Below are 20,439 nucleotides of genomic sequence, written 5' to 3'. Positions count from 1 at the left end.
CGCTGTATCCACTATCTATTGCAATGGAGGCAATTATGTCTGATTCCAATCAGCACGCTGTCGGTTTGTTCCCACTCTGCTATCGAATTGGCACTTCGGCTGCAGGTGCGCAAAACCTGGCACTCAATCTTTTGGTTTTCACACCCGAGCAAACGGTCAGCGGCACTGCTGCAATCACTCAGGCAACCAACCCGCCACTGGATGTACATTCCGATGTCTGGGGTGAATACACCTACCTGACCGTCATGAAACCCGGTGTCAGCAAAATCCTGATCACCGCTCAAGGTAACCAGGGCGGCTCAGGCTCGAACTCTGTCGTGAATTTCAAGTTGCATATGGTGGTCGGTAGCGACTGGAAAGAAGGCGTCGCCAACTACGAGTACTTCAATGGTCAGCGGTGGGTCAAGGTCAGTGCTCCCGCCCATCTCATCGAATCCGTGCCCTCCTACGCCCATTCACTGCCTTTGGAGCCCGGCCCGGTGATTCCGGCCTATTCGCCGATCATGCCGCTGTACGCCGCGCCGATTCAGAGTGCCATTGCCAGCGGTGACCTGGCCCAGATGAAAAGTCTGGCGAGCCTTGCCAAACAACAACTGGACCAGCAACCACAGCTACAGAGTGCGCTTGAGGCCGCCAAGGGTGAAATCAGCCGGCTGGAACGCCGCTAACCGGCAACTCAACCTGCCTGGCTTGTCCTGAATACAAATTAAGGGAGTTGCACCATGTCAATTGGACTTTTTCACACGCGCCTCAGCGTCACCAACTCGCTACTCGGCGCACCGGTTTTAACCCTGGATCTGCTGGTGGACACCGTCAACAAGAAAGTCAGCGGTGTGGCCAGCATTTTCCAAAGCACCTACCCACCGTTGAACTTCCGTGCCCGTGTATGGGGTGAGTACTCCGAGGCCAAACTGATCCCCGAGGCGGAAAACCACATCATCCTCACCCTGGATGGCAGCCCAAGCGGCCCTTACAGCCAAATCGCCCAAACCTTTGACCTGCGCGGCATCTTAGGTGCCGATTGGGCCAGCGGTTTTGCCAGCTACAAGTACTACGATCAGGACCACTGGACTACAGTGAAGCACGCAGCTGTCAGCCAGGCCCCGGCCCTGCACCCGGAGCATCCGCACCATCCTCACTTGCCGCTCTACGCCGTCGCGGTACAGCAAGCGCAAGCCAGCGGTGACCTGGCGCAACTCAAAGCCGTGGTGAGCCAGGGTGAACAGCAATTGGCCCACAGCGGTGCCTTGCGCAACGCGCTGGAGCAGCTGCACGCAGAAATCGCCCGTCTGGAAGCTCGCTAGCCCGTCATACCCGGGCTCGGCCCCCCATGGCCAGGCCCGGATTCTCTCAACACCCGAGGTCAATCCGATTGCGCCCTCGATGCCTGGAACGGCGCACACACTCCATGGATTGGTGCCGCGCCCAGCCTGCGCGCAAGGATTTCCCATGTCAGACAGTCTCCCCGCTCGCTACCTCAGTGAAAACGACCTCAAGCGCTACGTCCCCGTCCATGTGGTCTGGGAAATCACCCTGGCCTGTGACCTCAAATGCCTGCACTGCGGCTCACGCGCCGGCCATCGACGACCCGACGAGTTGAGTACCCAGGAATGCCTGGAGGTGATCGACTCACTGGCAGCCCTCGGCACCCGCGAAATCACCCTGATCGGTGGTGAAGCCTATTTGCGCAAGGACTGGACCCGACTCATCCAGGCCATCCATGACCACGGCATGTACTGCGCGATCCAGACCGGCGGACGCAACCTGACGCCTGCGAAGATGCAGGCCGCCGTGGACGCCGGACTCAATGGCGTGGGCGTCTCGCTCGATGGCCTGGCCCCGATGCACGACGCGGTACGCAACGTTCCCGGCTCGTTCGACAAGGCCGTGGACACCCTGCGGCGCGCCAAACAGGCCGGGCTGGCCATCAGCGTCAACACCCAGATTGGCGCCGCGACCCTGGCCGATTTGCCGGCGCTGATGGAGGTGATCATCGACGTCGGGGCCACGCACTGGCAGATCCAACTGACCGTCGCCATGGGCAATGCCGTGGATCACCCGGAACTGCTGCTGCAACCCTACCAATTGCTCGAAGTGATGCCCTTGCTTGCGCGCCTCTACCGCGAGGGCCTTGAACGCGGGTTGCTGATGAACGTGGGCAACAACATCGGCTACTACGGCCCTTATGAGCACATGTGGCGCGGCTTTGGTGACGAACGCGTGCACTGGACAGGCTGCGCGGCCGGGCAAACCGTGCTGGCGCTTGAAGCCGACGGCACAGTGAAAGGCTGCCCGTCATTGGCGACGGTCGGTTTCTCCGGAGGCAACGTGCGCAACATGAGCCTGCACGACATCTGGCACTACAGCGAAGGCATGCATTTTGGTCGCCTGCGAGGGGTCGATGACCTCTGGGGTTACTGCCGCAGTTGTTATTACAACGATGTCTGCCGTGGCGGTTGCACCTGGACCTCTCATTCCCTGCTCGGCAAGCCCGGCAATAATCCGTACTGCCATTACCGGGCGCTGGACCTGCAAAAACAGGGGCTGCGCGAGCGCATCCTCAAACTGGAGGACGCCGCGCCTGCCTCCTTCGCCGTCGGGCGTTTCGACCTGATCACCGAACGTATCGACACCGGCGAGAAGGTCACGAGCGTCAGCGACAGCGGGCAAGTGATCAAACTGGCCTGGCTGAACCAGGGCCAATCCTCTCCCGAGGAGGGACGGCTGCCTACGCAACTGGCGCTATGCCGTGGCTGCCTGCAATACATCCATGAACACGAAGTGATCTGCCCCCACTGCGCCGCCGATGTGGGCGAAAAAGAAGCCCTGCATCAGGCCGACCGTGCCCGGCAACTAGCCATCATGAACACCCTCAAGGGGTTGCTGGGGTTACCGCAAAACACGATGTAGTGCAGGCGCTAACCACGAGGGGCGCCCGGCGCACGCCCCTCGCACGGGACAAACGGTAGCGGCTCTCTGGCCGAGGCCAGCGATACTGAATGGGCGCTCCGCAGTGGCCGACCAACGCAACACGTCACACAATCATTCACCCGTCGTGGAGCGTAAACCCTGATCCCGGCGTTCCTGGAGTCAACCATGAAAATCAATCCCTACCTGATCTTCAACGGTGATTGCAAAGAGGCGTTCACCTTCTACGCGCAATGCCTGCACGGCACCATCGAAACCATGCTGACCTTCGGCGAAACACCTGCCCGCGACCACGTCCCGGAAGATTGCCGGGACCGAATCATCCATGTCCGCCTGCTCGTTGGAGACCAGGTGCTCATGGGCTCGGACACGACGCCCGAGCGCCCCTACAACGGCATCAGCGGCTGCTCGGTGTCGCTGAACGTCACCCGGATTGCCGAGGCCGAACGAATCTTCACCGCACTGGCAGACCGGGGCACGGTGCAAATGCCGCTGGAGGCAACCTTCTGGGCGGTACGCTTCGGCATGCTGGTGGACCGCTTTGGCGTGCCGTGGATGGTCAACTGCGAAACCGAGCAGTGAACTGACCTGCCTCGATGCATCGGGCTCTGGCCACCGGCCAGGGCCCGCCACCACTCCCTGCCCTGAACACGGGTTAGTAGCATTCTGCCTGCCCCGATGAGAAACTGCGCGCCCTCAACACGCTAAGGAACGGCATCATCAAAGCGCTCAGCTCCCTTCTCATACTCTCGGCCATTGCACTGTCCGGCTGCGGCACATTCATCGCACGGGCAAGCAGCTCGTACACCGGTTACGACTATTACAAGGGCACCCAGTCCAACATCGAATTGCTGACCACCCGAGGCGCCACCGGCTATGACGGCTACGCCACAATCTTCTGCTGGTTCTCCATTGTCTGCCCGGTCGTTGCCATCGCAACCCTCCCCGTCGACGCCGCGCTCGATACCGTATTGCTGCCCTACGACGCCATGAATTGAAACCGGCTCCAGCGGTGCTGCAGGCTTGATACCGCAAACCAGACCGAGGCTGTTCAATGTCCCATGCCGGTGCCGCTCAAGGTGAGCGAATCAGACTGCTGGTTTATCTGTTGTTTGCCATCCAACTGATCTCCATGGGTGCGATGGAAATGAGCGGCCCCTTCTGGCCGGTTCACTTGCATGAGCTGACTTCGGCACCCGGACTGTTCAGCTTTGCCAGCATTGCAGTGTATGTCGGGCCGATGCTGGGCATCATGCTGACCAGCCCATTCTGGGGGCGTATCGGCGACCGTTATGGTCATAAATGGATGATGGTCCGGGCCTTGGCGGGCCTGTCGCTGACCCAGCTCGGGCTGGCGTTTGCGACAGATGTCTGGACGATCCTGGTGTTGCGTTTCCTGCAGGGTGCCTGCGCTGGCTACATCGCGCCGGCACAGGCCTACGGGGTCAGCATCGAAGCACCGGCCCGCCGCGCGCGACTGTTCGCGATACTGCAAATTTCAACCAACGTCGGGGCCGTGCTGGGGGCGGTGCTGGGCGGGCTGATCCTCGATTACGCGACGTTTTTCTGGATCAACTTCATTGCCTCGCTGCTGTGCGCGCTGTGTACCGTGGTCGCGGCCTTGACCCTTCCGGATGTGCCGGCAGCCGCGAAAAAAGCTCCGGATGCACACGCCATGAGCAGCGCCCAACGTCGCTCAACGCTCTCCAGCCTGGCTCCCCTGCTGACCGTCATGGGCATCCTGCTGCTGGCTCGAATGCTCCCGCAAACCTCGTTTTCACTTTATCTTGGCACCCTGTTCGACGTCAGTAACGGGCTCGTCGGCCTGTGCTACGGCTTGCTGGCATTGGGGTTTATCGTCTCGGCAACCCTCTGGTCGAAGTACTTCGAATACTGCTCAGCGCCCCGAACCTTACAACGCATGACCTGGGTCGTGGGGGGATGTGTGGGAGTGACCGCGCTGACTACCGTCACCCGCGACCCGGTGCTGTTTGCCGGTGCTTATTTCATTTGGGGTGTTTTGCTGGGGGCGACCACGCCGGTGCTGATGGCCCTGATCTCCAGATCCGCCGACAGCAGCGAACAAGGGCCACGTACTGGGCATGGCGCAAAGTACCGCGCAGTTCGCCTCGATTGGCGGTATCGCAGTGGGCGGTTTGTTGAGCCAGCACGTTGGCCTGCAATACACCTATCTGTTCGTTTGCCTGGCGTACGTGGTCGCTTTGGCGGTACTGGTCGCGTTGCGCTACCGGATGAGCGTTGCGCAGCCTGGCCTGCAACCGTCCGATGATTGAACGCTTGCGCGGTCGGTTCGCTCTACACTAGCATTGGGAATACTTCTCAATTACAAACAATCGATCCCTCCATGAGCGATGCACACCACCTGCGCACTGTCGAAGCCCTCTATAGCGGCCATCACGGCTGGTTGTATGCGCGACTGCGCAAAAAGCTGGGCAACGCACTGGATGCGGCGGACTTGGCCCACGACACCTTTACCCGGATCCTCGCCTCACGGGTGGCGGTCATCGAAGAACCACGCGCCTATTTGAGTTGTGTGGCCAAGGGCATTCTTGTCAACTGGTACCAGCGCAAGGTACTGGAGCGCGCCTACCTCGAAGCCCTGGCGCTGATGCCCGAGCCCGAAGCCCCCTCGGCGGAAAAGCGTTACCTGATCCTGGAAACGCTGCACGAGATAGACGCCATGCTCGACACCCTTCCCGCCCCAGTAAAGCGGACCTTTCTGTTGTCACAGATCGCCGGGATGAAGTATGAGGACATTGCCGGGCAACTCGGGGTCTCGCTGATTACCGTCAAGCGCTACATGAAACAGGCATTCCTGCAATGCCTGGCGCTGGTGGAATAGATGTCCGCCGACCTTCGGGCACTCGACGAGGCCGCCGACTGGCTGATGCGCTTGAGCCAAAGCAATGTGAGCGAGGCTGACAAGGCCGAATGGGAACGCTGGCGCACCAGCAGCCCGGAACGGCACCGCGCCTGGGCGCGGGCGCAATTGTTACTCGGTAAATTGGGGGGGCTGCCGCCAGCACTGGCGATGTCAGCCCTGGATCGCCCCAGCAACCCGAGCCGTCGGGTCGCCGTGGCAAAACTCGCAACGTTGCTGGCGCTGCTCCCGACCGGTTGGGGGAGCTGGAAACTGCTCGAGTCGCAACACTGGACAGCCGATGTTCGCTCGGCGGTCGGCGAGCGTCGCGCCCTGACCCTGGCCGACGGCTCGCAGGTCACGCTGAACACCGACACGGCCATCGACATACGATTCGACACCGACCAGCGCCTGATCCAGCTGCGCCAGGGCGAAATCCTCGTGCAGACCGCACCGGACACCTCGCCCCGTGCCCGACCTTTTCGGGTCAGCACCCATGAAGGGCGGATGCAGGCGTTGGGCACCCGGTTTACCGTCCGCGAGTACGGCGCCCGCACCCAACTGGCCGTACTGGAAGGTGCCGTGCGGGTCGATCTGGCCAATGCAGGGCGCGAGGCACCGCTGATCGTCAACGCGGGGCAGCGCACGGACTTTTCCACCGAGCGCTTCGCACCGCTGTCCCCGGCAAACGCCTCCCTCAGTGCGTGGGGCCCAGGGCATGTTGATGGCCGACAACCTGCGCCTGATCGACTTCCTGGGTGAACTGGGGCGTTATCGCAAAGGGTTCGTGCGCTGCGACCCGGCGATCGCCGACCTGCGCATCTCCGGTGCCTTTCCCATCAGCGATACCGAGCGCACCCTGAAGATGCTGGTGCAAACCTATCCGGTGGTGGTCACCGGGCACTTGAACGGTTATTGGGTAATGCTCTCGGCGGCTGAACCCCGCGCAAAATAAATCTGTCCAGGGGTGATACTTTTTCCCATCTCGACTGGCTAGGGAAGGAAGCACTTCTCAACCTTGTCGAAAGAGTCATCACGCCATGTCTGTTGCTCGCCCCCTGCCTTCGGATCGCTCACTCAAACCGGCGTTGCGCCGTGCGCTGCTCAGCCTCGCCCTGACAGCCGCCAGCCCCTGCATCTGGGCGGCTGCGCCTGCGCAACTGGATACCGTTGCCCCGCGTACCTACCACATTGCACCCGGCCCTCTGGGTTCGACACTGTCGGGGTTTGCCATCGACGTCGGCATCGCGCTGTCGTTCCAACCCTCGCTGACAGAAGGCCTGACCAGCGCCGGGCTGTCCGGACGCTTCTCTGCACAAGAAGCCGTCAACCGATTACTGGCTGGCAGCGGCCTGGAACTGGTGGCCCGCCCCGACGGCAGTTACACCTTGGTCAAACGCCCCGCTGAAACGGCCGGCGGCCTGACCCTTTCCGAAACCACTGTCAGCGGCACCGACGGTCGCACCGACAGCCTGCCGGCGGTCTACAGCGGCGGTCAGGTGGCCCGTGGCGGGCGGCTGGGGTTACTGGGCAACAAAGACGTCATGGACGTGCCTTTCAACGTCAGCAACTACACCGCCACCCTGATCAAGGACCAACAGGCAGTCACTGTCGCCGATGTGCTGGAGCGCGACTCCTCGGTGCGTTCGACCGGGCAGACCGGGGGTGTCGTTGATTCGTTCTTCATTCGCGGGTTCCCGGTGGGCGAAGGCAACCTGGGGGAGTTGGCGTTCGACGGGGTCTACGGTGTGGCGCCCAACTACCGGGTATTCACCGAATATGCCGAGCGCGTTGAAGTGATCAAAGGTCCCGGTGCCCTGCTCTACGGCATGTCACCCAACAGCGGGGTCGGCGGCGTGATCAACATCGTTCCCAAGCGTTCGCTGGACGAAGACCTGACCCGTTTCACTGCCACCTACGCCACGGATTCGCAAGTCGGCGGGCACCTGGACCTCAGTCGGCGCTTCGGTGACGAACGCCAGTTCGGCGTGCGCATCAACGGCAGCACCCAGCAAGGTGACACCTCGATCGACAAGCAATCGAGGGATGTCGACATTGGCGCGATTTCCCTTGACTACCAGGGCGAGCGACTGCGCACCAGCCTGGACCTGATCAGTCAGCAAGAAGAGTTCGATGCGCCCTCGCGGCCATTCCTGATCGCCCGTGGCGTCGATGTCCCTTCGGCCGCCAATGGCAGCAAGAACGTGACCCAGGATTGGGGCTGGGCCGAAACCCGCGACAAGGCTGCACTGCTGAGCACCGAGTACGACCTGAACGAGACCGTGACCCTGTTTGCCCATGCCGGGGGCGGTAAATCGGACGTGGCGCGACTGTCCGACCAGACCCCGACCCTCCTCAACAGCGCGGGTGATACCTCGTCGATTCCGGGGTATTACAAATTCGAAGTCGAACGCTACACCGTCGATGCCGGCGCACGTGCCCGCTTCGATACCGGACCGGTCAGCCATGCCGCCACCGTGCAAGTCACCCGTTATCGCGACGAACTGTCCAGAGGCATACTGTCCGGCCCGGCGATCCTCTCGAACATCTATCACCCGGTGGATCGCCCCAAACCCTCCATCGCCACCCCGGATGCGTTGAAGGTGTCCGAAACCCAACTGTCCGGCGTGGCACTGGCCGACACCGTGTCGGTACTGGATGAACGCCTGCAAGTCACCTTGGGCCTGCGCAAGCAAGATATCCAGTCCGACAACTACAACGCGGCCGGTGCTGTCACCACCTCCTACGACAAGAGCGCGACAACGCCTTTATTTGGCGTGGTGGTCAAGCCCTGGGACCACGTGTCGTTCTACTACAACTACATCGAAGGCCTGAGCAAGGGCGATGTCGCCCCGTCCACGGCGTCCAACTCGGGGCAGATCTTTGCCCCGTACATCTCACGGCAACAGGAAGTCGGGGTAAAGGTCGACTACGGCACCTTCACCTCGACGCTGAGCCTGTTCCAGATCAAAAAGCCAAGCGGTGAACTGTCCGATGGCGTGTTCTCGGTCCAGGGCGAGCAGCGTAACCGCGGCGTCGAATTGAACCTGTTTGGTGAGATCGCCGAAGGCACCCGCCTGCTCGGCGGCATCACCCTGCTCGACGCCGAACTCACCAAAAGTGGTACGGCCGCCAACCGCGGCAACAAACCGGTGGGCGTGCCCGACACCCAGGCCAATCTGTGGGCCGAGTGGGACACGCCGTGGATCGAAGGCCTGACGCTGACCAGCGGCGCCATCTACACCGCCAGCCAATACGTCAACCAGGCCAATACCCAGGAACTCGACCCCTGGACCCGCATTGATGCCGGTGCCCGCTACACCACCACCCTCGACGGTCGGCCGACCACGTTGCGCGCCACCGTGCAGAACGTGTTCGACCGTGAGTCCTGGTCCGGGGTCGCCTCGTATGGCGCCTTCTCCCAAGGCTCGCCGCGCACCTTGCAACTGTCGGCCACCGTCGACTTCTGACCCCTCGGCGTGCGCAACGACGTGAGTCGTTGCCACGCTGCCCCAGGCCGAGATCTTTGCCATGGCATTTTTCCACCCGCGCCGCCGCGTACTCGCAACCCTGCTGTTTGGCGGGTTGCTTGGCGCAGTACTGTTTTGTTCCATCAGCCCGCGCCCTGTGCTTGCGGCCAGCGCAGACAACAACCCTGCGCTGACGCGTGTCACCGACCTGCTTGGCCGTGAGGTCAAGGTTCACCTGCCCGTCAGGCGCGTGATCCTGGGCGAAGGTCGCCAGTTGTACCTGGTCGCTGCGCTGGACACGCACAACCCGATCGAGCGGATTGTCGGTTGGCGCAAGGACTTGATCCAGTCCGACCCGGACACCTACAACGCCTACCTGCGGGCATTTCCCGACATCGCAAAAATCCCGGCATTCGGCGGTTTCGAAGACGGCACGTTCGACATCGAGCAAGCGATTTCCCAACAACCCGATGTGATCATCCTCAACATCGAGGCCCAACACGCCACCGAAGACGCCCGCTACATCGAGAAGCTCGACGCACTGGGAATTCCCGTGGTTTACGTCGACTTTCGCAACAACCCGATGCAGAACACTGAACCGACCGTGCGCCTGTTCGGCCAACTGTTTGGCAAGCCGCAACAGGCCGAAGCCTTCATCGCGTTTCGCAACGAGCAGATTCGTCGCGTCACCGAGGTCATTGCCGCCAACCAGCCACCGCGCCCAAAGGTGTTCATCGAACGCATCGGCGGCTACACCGACGATTGCTGCCTGAGTTTTGGCGATGAAAACTTCGGCCGGTTCGTCGACATGGCCGGTGGCGACAACATCGCCAAACACATCATTACCGGCACCTTCGGACAACTGAACCCGGAGCAGGTGATTGTCGCCAATCCCGATCAGGTGGTGGTCACCAGCGCCAACTGGGAGGCGTTCGCACCATCCGGTCACTGGGTCGGCCTCGGCCCCGGCGCCGACCTGGAAGAAGCTCAGCGCAAATTGCAGTGGTACACCCGGCGTGCGGCCTACAGCGGTATCAAGGCCCAGCGCGAGCATGAATTCCACGCGATCTGGCATCAGTTCTACAACAGCCCTTATCAGTTCGTGGCGATCCAGCAACTGGCCAAGTGGTTTCACCCCACGTTGTTCGCCGACCTTGATCCCGAAGCCGCATTGCGCGAACTGCATCAACGTTTCCTTCCCGTGCCTTACGAACCGGGTTACTTCGTCAGCCTGAAACCCTCGCAGGTCACACCATGAACACCCCGGATACGGCACACATTACCCAAGGCGATATTTACCGCCACCGCGTACTGCGAAAGCGCCTGGTGCTGGTGGCGCTGGTGCTGCTGTTGATATTCAGCGTGCTGCTCGACCTGGCGCTGGGACCGGCCCGCTACCGTTTGGGCGAAGTGCTCAATGCATTGTTGTCGCCGGACACGGCGGCAGCTCAGGTCCGTGTGGTGATGTGGGAGATCCGCCTGCCCGTGGCCCTCATGGCGGTGGCAGTCGGCGCCGCGCTGTCCCTGGCCGGCGCGCAGATGCAGACCATCCTCAACAACCCTTTGGCCAGCCCGTTCACCCTCGGCATTTCCGCCGCCGCCAGTTTCGGCGCGGCCCTGGGCCTCGCCTTCGGGGTGGCGCTGTTTCCACTGGCCGCGCAGTACATGGTGCCGATCAACGCGTTCATCATGGCGATGCTCTCGGCCCTGCTGATCCACTTCCTCAGCCTGCGCCGTGGCGTCACGGCCGAAACCATCGTCTTGCTGGGTATTGCGCTGGTGTTCACCTTCAATGGGTTGCTCGCGCTGGTGCAGTTTTTCGCCACCGAACAAGCGGTCGCCGCCGTGGTGTTCTGGACCATGGGCAGCCTGACGAAAGCCACCTGGCCCAAGCTCGCAGTGATTGGCGCCGTGATCCTGATCACCCTGCCGATCTTCGCCCACCGTGCCTGGGCCATGACCGCCCTGCGCCTGGGTGACGACAAGGCCGCGAGTTTCGGCATCAATGTGCGGCGCCTGCGATTTCAGACGCTGATCATGGTCAGCCTGCTTGCGTCATTTCCGGTAGCGTTCGTCGGCACCATCGGCTTCATCGGCCTGGTGGGGCCACACATCGCCCGGATGCTGATCGGCGAAGACCAGCGCTTCTTTCTGCCCGCGTCCCTGCTGACCGGGGCACTGATCCTCTCCGCCAGTTCGGTGGTCAGCAAGACATTAATTCCCGGGGCGATCTTCCCCATCGGTGTGGTCACCTCGCTGATCGGCGTGCCCTTTTTCATCGCATTGATTCTGGGTGGGAAGAAACAATCATGGTGACCCTTCAACTGAAGAACATCGGCGCCCATTACGGCAATCGCCCGATCCTGTCAGGCATCAGCACCGGGACCTTTACCGCCGGCCAGGTGATTGCAGTGGTAGGGCCGAACGCAGCGGGCAAATCCACCCTGTTCAAACGCATGGCCGGATTGCTCGAAGGGCCCGGCCGGGTGATCGTGCAGCACTCGCAAAAAGGCCCCGACGGCATTTGTTATATGCCTCAGGGCCTTAATGGCAGTGCCAGGCTGACGGTTTACGAATCGATCCTGCTGGCGCGCAAACAACAAAGCCCCGGCTGGGTGGTGCAGGATGACGAACTCCAGCAGGTGGATCAGGTACTCGATGCATTGGGGATCAGCATGCTGGCGTCACGCAATCTGAGTGAACTCAGCGGTGGCCAGCAACAACTGGTCTCCATTGCCCAGACCCTGGTGCGCGAACCGGAAGTCCTGCTGATGGACGAGCCAACCAGCGCATTGGACATGCACCGCCAGGTACAGGTGCTGAACTTCATGAAATCATTGGCCCGGCGTCGGCAGATCATTGTGTTTATCGCAATCCATGACTTGAATCAGGCTCTGCGGTTTGCCGATCAGGTGCTGGTGATCGCCAACGGCACCACTCAGGGCTGCGGCCCCAGTGAAGAGGTGATCACGGTCCAGATGTTGCGAGAGGTCTATCGAATCGAAACCCGGATCGAGACATGCTCCAGGGAACTGAGCCATATCCTGATCGACGATATCGTCTGAAGCATCCCGCACGCTAAAACCAGATGCGGGGAGTACTCCTCGCGGATGGTTTACAGGTCGTAACGCAGCACCAGGCCAAGGGTGCGAGGGGCGCCCACATCAATGATGTCGCCGCTGCGGTTGTGGGCGACGTATTCCTTGTCGAAGGCGATTTTCACAAAGCGGTACACGGCAACGTTTACGGCCCTGCCATTGTCCGACCCAAGCAATGCCGGGGCGAGCACCTGCGCCGTGTCGTTCGCCCAACGGAAATGACATTCGTTAACCGTTTATTTGACGTTTTTTTCTCATTCCCGGCTCTAAATTCCCCGGCAGAATTCGAATGCAAACAATTCGCATTGATTGCTCTGGTCTACGCTTAAGGCGCGGGCCTGCTTGCGGTGCGAACCCGTTGCCGAAAACCCTCCAGGAGCTGCAGACAGAATGATCACTCGTATCCCTTCTTTCCTCAAAAAGGCCCTGCTGGCCACTGCACTTGTCAGCGCCGGCCAGGCCTACGCGGCGCCAAGTGCCGACGGCATCGTGGTCTACAACGCGCAACACGAAAGCCTGACCAAGGCCTGGGTGGAGGGTTTCACTCGTGAGACCGGGATCAAGGTCACGGTTCGCAACGGTGATGACACCGAAATGGGCAACCAGATCGTGCAGGAAGGCGCGTCGTCCCCCGCCGATGTGTTCCTGACCGAAAACTCGCCGGCCATGGTGCTGGTGGACAACGCCGGCCTGTTCGCGCCAGTTGCCCCGACCACTCTGGAACAAGTCGGCTCGACCTATCGTCCGGCTCATGGCAAGTGGGTCGGCATCGCGGCGCGCTCCACAGTGTTCGTCTACAACAAAAGCAAGCTGACCGAAGCCGACCTGCCCAAATCCCTCCTCGACCTGGCGTCCCCAAGCTGGAAAGGTCGCTGGGCCGCCTCGCCTGCGGGCGCCGACTTCCAGGCCATCGTTGCCGCTGTACTGGAACTCAAAGGTGAAGCCGCCACCCTTGACTGGCTCAAGGCGATGAAGACCAATGCCTCCGTCTACCGGGGTAACAGCGCAGTGCTCAAAGCCGTCAATGCCGGCCAGGTCGACAGCGGCGTGATCTACCACTACTACAGCTTCGTCGACCAGTCCAAAACCGGCGAGAACAGCAAGAACACAGCCCTCTATTACTTCAAGCACAAAGACCCGGGCGCCTTTGTCAGCCTGTCCGGCGGTGGCGTGCTGGCGTCCAGCAAACACCAGGATGAAGCTCAGGCGTTCCTGAAGTGGGTCACTGGCAAAGAAGGCCAGGGCATTCTCAAGACCGGCAATTCGTTCGAGTACGCAGTGGGTGCAAACGCCACCTCCAACCCGAAACTGGTTCCGCTTCAACAATTGGACGCACCTGCGGTCGATGTCTCCAAGCTCAACAGTAAGAAGGCTGTCGAGCTGATGACTCAGGCCGGGCTGCTGTAATTGATGCCCGAACCAATCGCGGGAGTCGCTTCGGCGGTTCCCGTTCACCTGCGCAGGCGATCACGCGGCTCCTTTGGGAGCCGCAGCGGCGCGTGGGTGGTCGGATTATCGGTGCTGGTTTCACTGCTGGCGCTGTTGCCGCTGGTGTTCGTGATTGGCGTGTCCGTACAGACCGGATGGTCGACCCTCGTTGCGCTGGTCTTCCGGCCACGGGTTGCAGAATTGATGCTCAACACCGTGTTGCTGGTGCTGATCACGATACCGCTGTGCATCGCATTGGGTGTCGCGCTGGCCTGGTTGACCGAACGCACCAACCTGCCGGGACGTCGCGCCTGGTCATTGCTGGCAACCGCGCCGCTGGCGGTACCAGCCTTCGTTCACAGTTACGCCTGGGTCAGCCTGGTGCCACCGATTCATGGGTTGTTTGCCGGAGTGCTGGTCTCGGTGATCGCCTACTTCCCGTTCCTCTATTTACCGGTTGCCGCCACGTTGCGGCGCCTTGATCCGGCCATCGAAGATGTCGCCGAGTCGCTGGGGCTCAAGCCCTGGGCCGTGTTCTTCCGGGTTGTGTTGCCGCAATTGCGGCTGGCAATCTGCGGCGGCGCCTTGCTCGTCGGACTGCACCTGCTGGCCGAATATGGCCTGTACGCAATGATCCGTTTCGACACGTTCACCACCGCAATATTTGACCAGTTCAAATCCACCTTCAACGGCCCTGCCGCGCAAATGCTGGCCGGCGTACTTGCGCTGTGCTGCCTGGCGATGCTGACCCTTGAGTCGGCGGCCCGTGGCAAGGCGCGTTACGCGCGCGTGGGTTCTGGAAGTGCCCGCGAGCAGCGAACAGCGCGCCTGAGTCGCAAGGCTCGATGGGTGGCGCAACTGCTCATGGTCACGACCAGCGCATTGGCGCTTGGGGTGCCATTGATCACGCTCGGTAAATGGCTGATCGCGGGCGGCACGCACGTCTGGCAACTCGACGAGCTGCTACCCGCGCTGCAGCAGACGTTGTTGTTGGGCGCGGCCGGCGCGGCCCTCACCACGTGCGCGGCAATTCCGATCGCCTGGCTGTCGATCCGCTCACCGGGACGCCTGCCCCGCGTGCTCGAAAGCTGCAATTACATCACCAGTTCATTACCGGGCATCGTCGTGGCGCTGGCCTTGGTGACCATCACCATCCATTTTGCCCGGCCCATTTACCAGACCACCGTGACGGTGTTGCTGGCGTACCTGCTGATGTTTTTGCCCAGAGCCCTGGTCAGTTTGCGGGCCGGCATTGCCCAGGCCCCCGTCGAGCTGGAAAACATGGCCCGAAGCCTCGGTCGGTCACCCGCCCGTGCACTATGGCTGATCACCCTGCGTCTGGCGGCGCCGGGTGCCGCCGCTGGCGCAGCACTGGTGTTCCTGGCGATTACCAACGAACTGACAGCCACCCTGCTGCTCGCGCCCAACGGTACACGCACACTGACCACCGGGTTCTGGGCGATGACCAGCGAAATCGACTATGCCGCCGCGGCACCTTATGCGCTGATCATGATCCTGCTTTCGCTGCCACTGACCGGTCTTCTTTATCACCAATCCAAACGTACGGCAGGCCGATGAACGCTCTTGAACTGACCTCGATCTCCAAATCCTTTGGTTCGCAGCGGGCACTGGAAAATATCCATCTGTCCATCGCGACCGGCAGCCGCACCGCGATTGTCGGTCCTTCAGGGTCCGGTAAAACCACTCTGCTGCGGATGATCGCCGGCTTCGAACTGCCCGACTCGGGCAGCATCACACTCAACGGTCAGACCCTGGTCGACAACACGACAGAAGTACCGGCGCACCGACGGCTGATCGGCTACGTGCCGCAGGACGGCGCGCTGTTCCCACACATGACAGTGGCCGGCAACATCGGTTTCGGTCTTGCAGGCAACGCCGCCTCGAAACACGAACGGATTGCCGAACTCATGGACATGGTTGCGCTGCCCCCCGCCATGGGCCAGCGCTGGCCCCACGAACTGTCCGGTGGCCAACAACAGCGTGTAGCCCTGGCCCGCGCCCTGGCACAACGCCCGAGACTGATGCTGCTGGATGAACCCTTTTCCGCGCTGGACACCGGCCTGCGAGCCTCGATGCGCAAAATGGTCGCCAGGCTGCTCAGCGAGGCTGGCGTCACCACCATCCTGGTGACCCACGATCAGGCGGAAGCGCTGTCCTTTGCCGATCAATTGGCCGTCATGCGCCAGGGAAAACTAGTGCAGGCCGGTGCCCCCATGGACCTGTACCTGCAACCGCATGATGAAGAAACAGCGTTTTTCCTCGGTGACGCCGTGGTACTGCCGGCGTTGATCAAGGATGGTCGGGCCGCTTGCGACCTGGGGCACATCCACGTCAATGCCAGTTCGCCTGATGGTGCAGCGCGGATCATGTTGCGACCCGAGCAGCTCCACGTCTCCAGCCTGAACGTAAGTCACGCACCGACACAAGGGTGTTTCGGGGTGGTCACTGAACGGGACTTTGGGGGCAACACCTGCACCTTGACGGTGGAACTGACGGCGACTGATTCCACCCTCAACGGTTCTGCGGTCAACCGCTCGTTACTGGTCCGCAGTACCGGTATCAACGCCCCCGAACAAGGCAGCACGGTGCACATCAGCGCGGTGGGACATGCACATGCTTTTGCCCCGTCAACTCACCTATCACGCAGTTAAACGCCAGCCCGACTCATTACGCCAACGGACGGCACTCAACCTTCAACCTGTCGGGTCCTTCCTCACGGCATTCGATGGTGACCGGCAGAAAGCGCTCGATCACTGCGATGTTGCTGTGCAGGTGCTCGGTCATGCGCGGTGTGGTGAAACTTCCGCCACCTGCCAGCGCCATTGGCATCAACAGTTGATCGGCCAGGTGCTCGGCAACCGCCGCCTCCCCGCCGAGCCAGTCCCTGGCCTGATTGATCGCTTGATCCGCCACCGCTTCTGCACGGCGGCCTGACTGGCCGAATGCGCTGAACACTTCGGTCACATGCTCACAGACAAACTCCAGCAGCAGAACATTGCCCGGCCCACGCCCCTGATCAAGGTCCATGCGCTGCATTGAGTCTTGCGTCATCCCCAGCCGTTTGCCGACTTGCTGCAGTTCGCGCTCGGCCACATGAGGCGCGATTCCGGCGATCAGCGCCGTGGCGCGCTGTGTCAGCAAAGCACCCCGCTCCAGCAGATGCAGCGGCACAAGCCGAGATGGCTGGACAAGCACCTCCACTTCACCGCCCCCGGCCGGCACAAAGCCGTGACGCAACAACTGCAATTCGACCTTGGCCCCCATGCGCCGCAGTTGTGGCAGCCAGGCAAGCTCAAGAAAGTCAGCGGGCGGTGCCAAAGGATTGTGGGTGCCGCCGCAGACCCTCACTCGGCTGACCTCGGGCGCCAGCAGCAAGGCCGGCAACAGCGTCTGCAACACCAACGTGCAACTGCCGGCGGTACCAATGGCAAAGCTGAAGTCGCCACCGCGAATCGGCCCCGGTATGAATGACAAAACCTGCGAGCCCAACTCGGCGCCCTGCACGGTTGCCCCGCACACCTGAGCCGCCGCCAGCACGGCCGTCAGGTGCTGACGCAGCAACCCGGGGCGGCTGCGCCTGGCCCGAATATTCTTGATGCTCAATGGCCGTCCAGTGACCATCGACAGGCTCAACGCACTGCGTAACACCTGACCGCCGCCGATAGCGCCGTCCAGTTCAATAACATCCTGTTTCATGTCCATCCTTATGCGTAGTGCCTATGTGCTCCAGCTCTTCCAATACCCGCTCGCGCATCGCGCTGCTCAGCGGGTGGCGATCTTCTAATTCCATCGTTCTCTTTCCTTTCAATCCGTGGTGCTGGCAATCAATGCGCTGAGGGGCCACTGTTGCAGACTCCATCGATAACGCTCAACACCAACAGCAACTCCCTGTGCTCAATCCATCGCCCTTAACGCAGGCGCTTCATTGTGCCCGGACTCAATTCCCCGGCACCTTCCAATACTTGCAAACGTTGTAACAGCGCTTCGCGAAGAGCCCTGGGCGTCTGTGGATCGACCAAGGGATACCCGGCGTCGCACCAGCGGCCAATCCGTTCACGCCAATGGGCAACATCGGTAGTCGCCTGGTCACGGCGTCGGAGCAGGTACTCCACCTGACGCCAATACGGTTTGAGCCTCAGCAACGCCATTCGGCGATGATCCGGCAACTCATGCCATTGCGTCCTCCAATGACTCGTCCACGCTGGCCCAGGGTTGTTGTCGAAGCAGAACGACCGCACACCTGAAAACCTTGTCCGAAGGATCATCCAGTGCGTTGATCTGCTGCATCAAACCTCTTTCACCAAGGGCCTCAAGCGCCGGTATTCGAACATTCACCAACGGCGTTTCCAGCGCTTGCCGCAACAGGGCGTCCGCCTGCGGTTCATTCAGCTCTTTGGCCAATCCGATCACCCCAAGCCATTCACGCTTGGTGCTGGGGAGCGGTTCGGTGAGCCTCGCCAACAACACGCTCCGGCAATCGAGCTGCCAGCGCGGCGCCGCCCAACGGGCCAGGCAACGCATGGCCGCAGAAACATCCAGTAGCGCGACTCGCACGTGCTCACGCGGGTCTTCAACACGTGTCAGCAACGCTCGCAGTGCCTTGACCCGAACGCTGGAACCTGGCGCTTCAAAGGCGAGTTCCAACAACGCAACGGCCTTTTCTACGGGAAGTGCAGCGCAACCATCGACCGCCATCTGCCTCACCGTCATTTCACGATGAGTGAGTGCCACCGTCAGAAGTTCAACAGGATCCGCGACGCCTTCAAGCAACAACCTGAAGAGAAACCGTGCAACCTTTCCCTGAGAGGCAACAAAGGCTTTCACTACCTCCCCATGGGCCTGCGGCGCCTTCATTACATCGCGAACTCTGGCCAGCATTACCCCGTGATCAGCCCGTTGCTTGTGGGCCAGCGACATCAGCGGAGCCAGCACCTGTAAAAGCAGGCCAACGCGCTCTGGCATCAGGTAACTTTCCAGGCTGATCGCGGCCTGCTGCCGCACTTGGGGGACCCAGTCATTCAGCCGTTCGAGCAACGCGACCAAGGCATCGACCGATGCACAAACAGATAGCGCACGTACCGCGATCTCCCGCACGAAACCGTTACCAAACCGGCTGAGCACCACCCATCCGCTGCAATCACCAGAGGAGTGCAAGCTGGCACCGAGCCGCTCCAGTTGTCCGATTTCGTAGTCTGTCAGTGGGTAGGGACCACTTTGCAGACGCTCCAGCTCCTTCATGTACTTCATGGCTCTAACCCTTTACACACACCACCTGACGCAAGGTGTGCAGCACTTCCACCAACTCGCGCTGGGCGTGCATGACGTGGTCGATGTCCTTGTAGGCCATCGGTATTTCATCGATCACCGCTGCATCCTTGCGGCACTCCACGTGGGCGGTGGCGCGGATCTGGTCCTCGACGGTGAACATGCTTTTTGCCTTGGTGCGGCTCATGGTACGACCGGCGCCGTGGCTGCAGGAGCAGAACGACTCCTCATTACCCAGCCCGCGCACAATGAAACTCTTGGCCCCCATGGAGCCTGGAATAATCCCCAGCTCACCCTTCCTGGCTGACACCGCGCCTTTGCGGGTGACTAGCACGTCCTCACCAAAATGCCGCTCTTTCTGCACGTAGTTGTGGTGGCAGTTCACCGCCTCCAGCGCAACCTCGAACGGCTTGCTGATCATCTGGCGTGTCGCCTGAATCACCGCCTGCATCATCAACGCACGGTTCTGCCGGGCAAAATCCTGAGCCCAGCCCACCGCTTCGACGTAGTCATCGAAGTGCTGGCTGCCTTCTTCGAAGTAGGGCCAGGTCGCGGTCCGGCAGGTTGGCGATGTGCTGACGCATATCGTCCTGGGCCAGGTGAATGAACAGGTTGCCGATGGCGTTACCGACACCGCGAGACCCGCTGTGGAGCATGAACCAGACCCGGTTCGCCTCATCCAGACACACCTCGATGAAGTGGTTGCCGCTGCCGAGCGTGCCCAGGTGCTTGCGGTTGTTGGTGTTGATCAGCGCCGGGTACTTGTCCGTGATCGCCTTGAACCGTGGATCGAGCGCCGCCCAGGCCTGGTCAGCCTGTTGCGGGATATCCTCCCAGGCTCCCTTGTCCCGGCGACCACGGGCCAGCGTACGGCCATGAGGTACGGCTCTTTCGATGGCACTGCGCAGACCGTGCAGGTTGTCCGGCAGATCCGCGGCGGTCAGCGACGTGCACGCCGCGATCATGCCGCAACCGATGTCCACCCCGACAGCCGCCGGAATGATCGCGCCTACGGTCGGGATCACGCTGCCGATGGTCGAGCCCTTGCCCAGGTGTACATCGGGCATTACTGCCAGGTGCTTGAAGATGAACGGCATCTTCGCGGTGTTCATCAGTTGCTGTTTTGCTTCGTTTTCGACCGGAACGCCTTGCGTCCACATCTTGATCGGCTTGCCGTTGGCGACTTCGAGCAGTTGGAATGTTGTTTGTTCTTGCATGACTTCAGTTCTTTTCTGATGGCCGATCGTTCGGCGTTGTTCTTGAGCCTGCGGCGACAACAAAGGGTGAAACATGCATCGCGCTCTACCACTGAGCTACAGCCTTTCGGCTGACGGGATTCGAACCCGCG

17 protein-coding genes and 3 pseudogenes are annotated in these 20,439 nt (G+C 61.4%); 15 read left to right on the top strand and 5 right to left on the bottom strand.

Going from position 1 to position 20,439, the window contains the following annotated elements; all coding sequences use genetic code 11:
- The first annotated feature begins 35 nt into the window (after positions 1 to 35).
- The 12 genes and pseudogenes from AABM54_RS10730 to AABM54_RS10675 all read left to right on the top strand — a co-directional run bounded on the left by AABM54_RS10730 (position 36) and on the right by AABM54_RS10675 (position 12,344).
- Complete coding sequence (locus AABM54_RS10730) at positions 36 to 668, top strand: DUF1842 domain-containing protein (protein ID WP_347905371.1); 633 nt, start codon at positions 36 to 38, stop codon at positions 666 to 668.
- A gap of 54 nt (positions 669 to 722) precedes the next feature.
- Positions 723 to 1,304: a DUF1842 domain-containing protein gene (locus tag AABM54_RS10725; protein ID WP_347905370.1), complete on the top strand. Its 582-nt coding sequence runs from the start codon at positions 723 to 725 to the stop codon at positions 1,302 to 1,304.
- A gap of 145 nt (positions 1,305 to 1,449) precedes the next feature.
- Positions 1,450 to 2,910 (top strand): GDL motif peptide-associated radical SAM/SPASM maturase, encoded by a 1,461-nt coding sequence (locus tag AABM54_RS10720; protein ID WP_347905368.1) that lies wholly within the window; start codon positions 1,450 to 1,452, stop codon positions 2,908 to 2,910.
- 186 nt (positions 2,911 to 3,096) lie between these two features.
- A complete protein-coding gene (locus AABM54_RS10715; protein ID WP_347905366.1) occupies positions 3,097 to 3,510 on the top strand; it encodes a VOC family protein in 414 nt (137 codons plus the stop codon).
- Positions 3,511 to 3,776: 266 nt separating this feature from the next.
- A complete protein-coding gene (locus AABM54_RS10710) occupies positions 3,777 to 3,926 on the top strand; it encodes a hypothetical protein (RefSeq protein ID WP_347905365.1) in 150 nt (49 codons plus the stop codon).
- A 56-nt stretch (positions 3,927 to 3,982) separates the two neighbouring features.
- Positions 3,983 to 5,222: pseudogene (locus AABM54_RS10705) on the top strand (MFS transporter).
- Between the two features lie 71 nt (positions 5,223 to 5,293).
- Positions 5,294 to 5,791, top strand: a complete 498-nt coding sequence (locus tag AABM54_RS10700; RefSeq protein WP_347905364.1) for a sigma-70 family RNA polymerase sigma factor — start codon at positions 5,294 to 5,296, stop codon at positions 5,789 to 5,791.
- Positions 5,792 to 6,764 (top strand): annotated as a pseudogene (locus AABM54_RS10695) (FecR domain-containing protein).
- An 85-nt stretch (positions 6,765 to 6,849) separates the two neighbouring features.
- Entirely contained in the window at positions 6,850 to 9,279 is a 2,430-nt protein-coding gene (locus tag AABM54_RS10690; RefSeq protein ID WP_347905362.1) for a TonB-dependent receptor, read from the top strand.
- Between the two features lie 61 nt (positions 9,280 to 9,340).
- Entirely contained in the window at positions 9,341 to 10,537 is a 1,197-nt protein-coding gene (locus AABM54_RS10685; protein WP_347905360.1) for an ABC transporter substrate-binding protein, read from the top strand.
- Positions 10,534 to 11,595, top strand: a complete 1,062-nt coding sequence (locus AABM54_RS10680) for an iron ABC transporter permease (RefSeq protein ID WP_347905359.1) — start codon at positions 10,534 to 10,536, stop codon at positions 11,593 to 11,595. Before AABM54_RS10685 ends, AABM54_RS10680 begins: the two co-directional genes overlap by 4 nt.
- The gene (locus AABM54_RS10675) at positions 11,589 to 12,344 is read left to right on the top strand and encodes an ABC transporter ATP-binding protein (protein ID WP_347905358.1); all 756 of its coding nucleotides are present in this window, start codon (positions 11,589 to 11,591) and stop codon (positions 12,342 to 12,344) included. The genes AABM54_RS10680 and AABM54_RS10675 overlap by 7 nt, the downstream gene beginning before the upstream one ends.
- Before the next feature lie 50 nt (positions 12,345 to 12,394).
- Here the strand turns inward: AABM54_RS10675 and AABM54_RS10670 are convergent, their stop codons facing one another.
- The gene (locus tag AABM54_RS10670; protein ID WP_347906316.1) at positions 12,395 to 12,568 is read right to left on the bottom strand and encodes a hypothetical protein; all 174 of its coding nucleotides are present in this window, start codon (positions 12,566 to 12,568) and stop codon (positions 12,395 to 12,397) included.
- Between the two features lie 199 nt (positions 12,569 to 12,767).
- On the opposite strand from AABM54_RS10670, the gene AABM54_RS10665 reads away from it, so the two are divergent.
- From AABM54_RS10665 to AABM54_RS10655, 3 genes are read left to right on the top strand one after another with little or no spacing between them, the layout of a single operon-like run.
- A complete protein-coding gene (locus tag AABM54_RS10665) occupies positions 12,768 to 13,784 on the top strand; it encodes an iron ABC transporter substrate-binding protein (protein ID WP_347905357.1) in 1,017 nt (338 codons plus the stop codon).
- A 3-nt stretch (positions 13,785 to 13,787) separates the two neighbouring features.
- On the top strand, positions 13,788 to 15,383 hold the full coding sequence (locus tag AABM54_RS10660; RefSeq protein ID WP_347905356.1) for an iron ABC transporter permease: 1,596 nt from the start codon (positions 13,788 to 13,790) through the stop codon (positions 15,381 to 15,383).
- The gene (locus AABM54_RS10655) at positions 15,380 to 16,477 is read left to right on the top strand and encodes an ABC transporter ATP-binding protein (protein ID WP_347905355.1); all 1,098 of its coding nucleotides are present in this window, start codon (positions 15,380 to 15,382) and stop codon (positions 16,475 to 16,477) included. The genes AABM54_RS10660 and AABM54_RS10655 overlap by 4 nt, the downstream gene beginning before the upstream one ends.
- 16 nt (positions 16,478 to 16,493) lie before the next feature.
- Here AABM54_RS10655 and rtcA read toward each other — a convergent pair whose 3' ends face one another.
- From rtcA to AABM54_RS10635, 4 genes and pseudogenes are all read right to left on the bottom strand, one after another.
- Complete coding sequence (gene rtcA, locus AABM54_RS10650) at positions 16,494 to 17,522, bottom strand: RNA 3'-terminal phosphate cyclase (protein WP_347905354.1); 1,029 nt, start codon at positions 17,520 to 17,522, stop codon at positions 16,494 to 16,496.
- Positions 17,523 to 17,734: 212 nt separating this feature from the next.
- A complete protein-coding gene (locus tag AABM54_RS10645) occupies positions 17,735 to 17,974 on the bottom strand; it encodes a hypothetical protein (protein ID WP_347905352.1) in 240 nt (79 codons plus the stop codon).
- Positions 17,975 to 17,993: 19 nt separating this feature from the next.
- Positions 17,994 to 19,073: a PBS lyase gene (locus tag AABM54_RS10640; protein ID WP_347905350.1), complete on the bottom strand. Its 1,080-nt coding sequence runs from the start codon at positions 19,071 to 19,073 to the stop codon at positions 17,994 to 17,996.
- 4 nt (positions 19,074 to 19,077) lie between these two features.
- Positions 19,078 to 20,308, bottom strand: a pseudogene (locus AABM54_RS10635) (RtcB family protein).
- Between the last annotated feature and the right edge of the window lie 131 nt (positions 20,309 to 20,439).

The organism is Pseudomonas purpurea (genome assembly GCF_039908635.1).
Classification (GTDB): Bacteria; Pseudomonadota; Gammaproteobacteria; order Pseudomonadales; family Pseudomonadaceae; genus Aquipseudomonas; species Aquipseudomonas purpurea.
Note: the sequence above shows the minus strand (reverse complement) of the source record. Positions and strands in the feature narration are given on the sequence as shown.

What these genes read in the sequence shown, in the direction of transcription:
- AABM54_RS10640 (WP_347905350.1), bottom strand. Translation starts at nt 19,073, where the DNA reads ATGAAGTACATGAAGGAGCTGGAGCGTCTGCAAAGTGGTCCCTACCCA.
- AABM54_RS10700 (WP_347905364.1), top strand. Translation starts at nt 5,294, where the DNA reads ATGAGCGATGCACACCACCTGCGCACTGTCGAAGCCCTCTATAGCGGC.
- AABM54_RS10690 (WP_347905362.1), top strand. Translation starts at nt 6,850, where the DNA reads ATGTCTGTTGCTCGCCCCCTGCCTTCGGATCGCTCACTCAAACCGGCG.
- rtcA (WP_347905354.1), bottom strand. Translation starts at nt 17,522, where the DNA reads ATGAAACAGGATGTTATTGAACTGGACGGCGCTATCGGCGGCGGTCAG.
- AABM54_RS10665 (WP_347905357.1), top strand. Translation starts at nt 12,768, where the DNA reads ATGATCACTCGTATCCCTTCTTTCCTCAAAAAGGCCCTGCTGGCCACT.
- AABM54_RS10725 (WP_347905370.1), top strand. Translation starts at nt 723, where the DNA reads ATGTCAATTGGACTTTTTCACACGCGCCTCAGCGTCACCAACTCGCTA.
- AABM54_RS10655 (WP_347905355.1), top strand. Translation starts at nt 15,380, where the DNA reads ATGAACGCTCTTGAACTGACCTCGATCTCCAAATCCTTTGGTTCGCAG.
- AABM54_RS10715 (WP_347905366.1), top strand. Translation starts at nt 3,097, where the DNA reads ATGAAAATCAATCCCTACCTGATCTTCAACGGTGATTGCAAAGAGGCG.
- AABM54_RS10675 (WP_347905358.1), top strand. Translation starts at nt 11,589, where the DNA reads ATGGTGACCCTTCAACTGAAGAACATCGGCGCCCATTACGGCAATCGC.
- AABM54_RS10720 (WP_347905368.1), top strand. Translation starts at nt 1,450, where the DNA reads ATGTCAGACAGTCTCCCCGCTCGCTACCTCAGTGAAAACGACCTCAAG.
- AABM54_RS10680 (WP_347905359.1), top strand. Translation starts at nt 10,534, where the DNA reads ATGAACACCCCGGATACGGCACACATTACCCAAGGCGATATTTACCGC.
- AABM54_RS10645 (WP_347905352.1), bottom strand. Translation starts at nt 17,974, where the DNA reads ATGGCGTTGCTGAGGCTCAAACCGTATTGGCGTCAGGTGGAGTACCTG.
- AABM54_RS10685 (WP_347905360.1), top strand. Translation starts at nt 9,341, where the DNA reads ATGGCATTTTTCCACCCGCGCCGCCGCGTACTCGCAACCCTGCTGTTT.
- AABM54_RS10660 (WP_347905356.1), top strand. Translation starts at nt 13,788, where the DNA reads ATGCCCGAACCAATCGCGGGAGTCGCTTCGGCGGTTCCCGTTCACCTG.
- AABM54_RS10730 (WP_347905371.1), top strand. Translation starts at nt 36, where the DNA reads ATGTCTGATTCCAATCAGCACGCTGTCGGTTTGTTCCCACTCTGCTAT.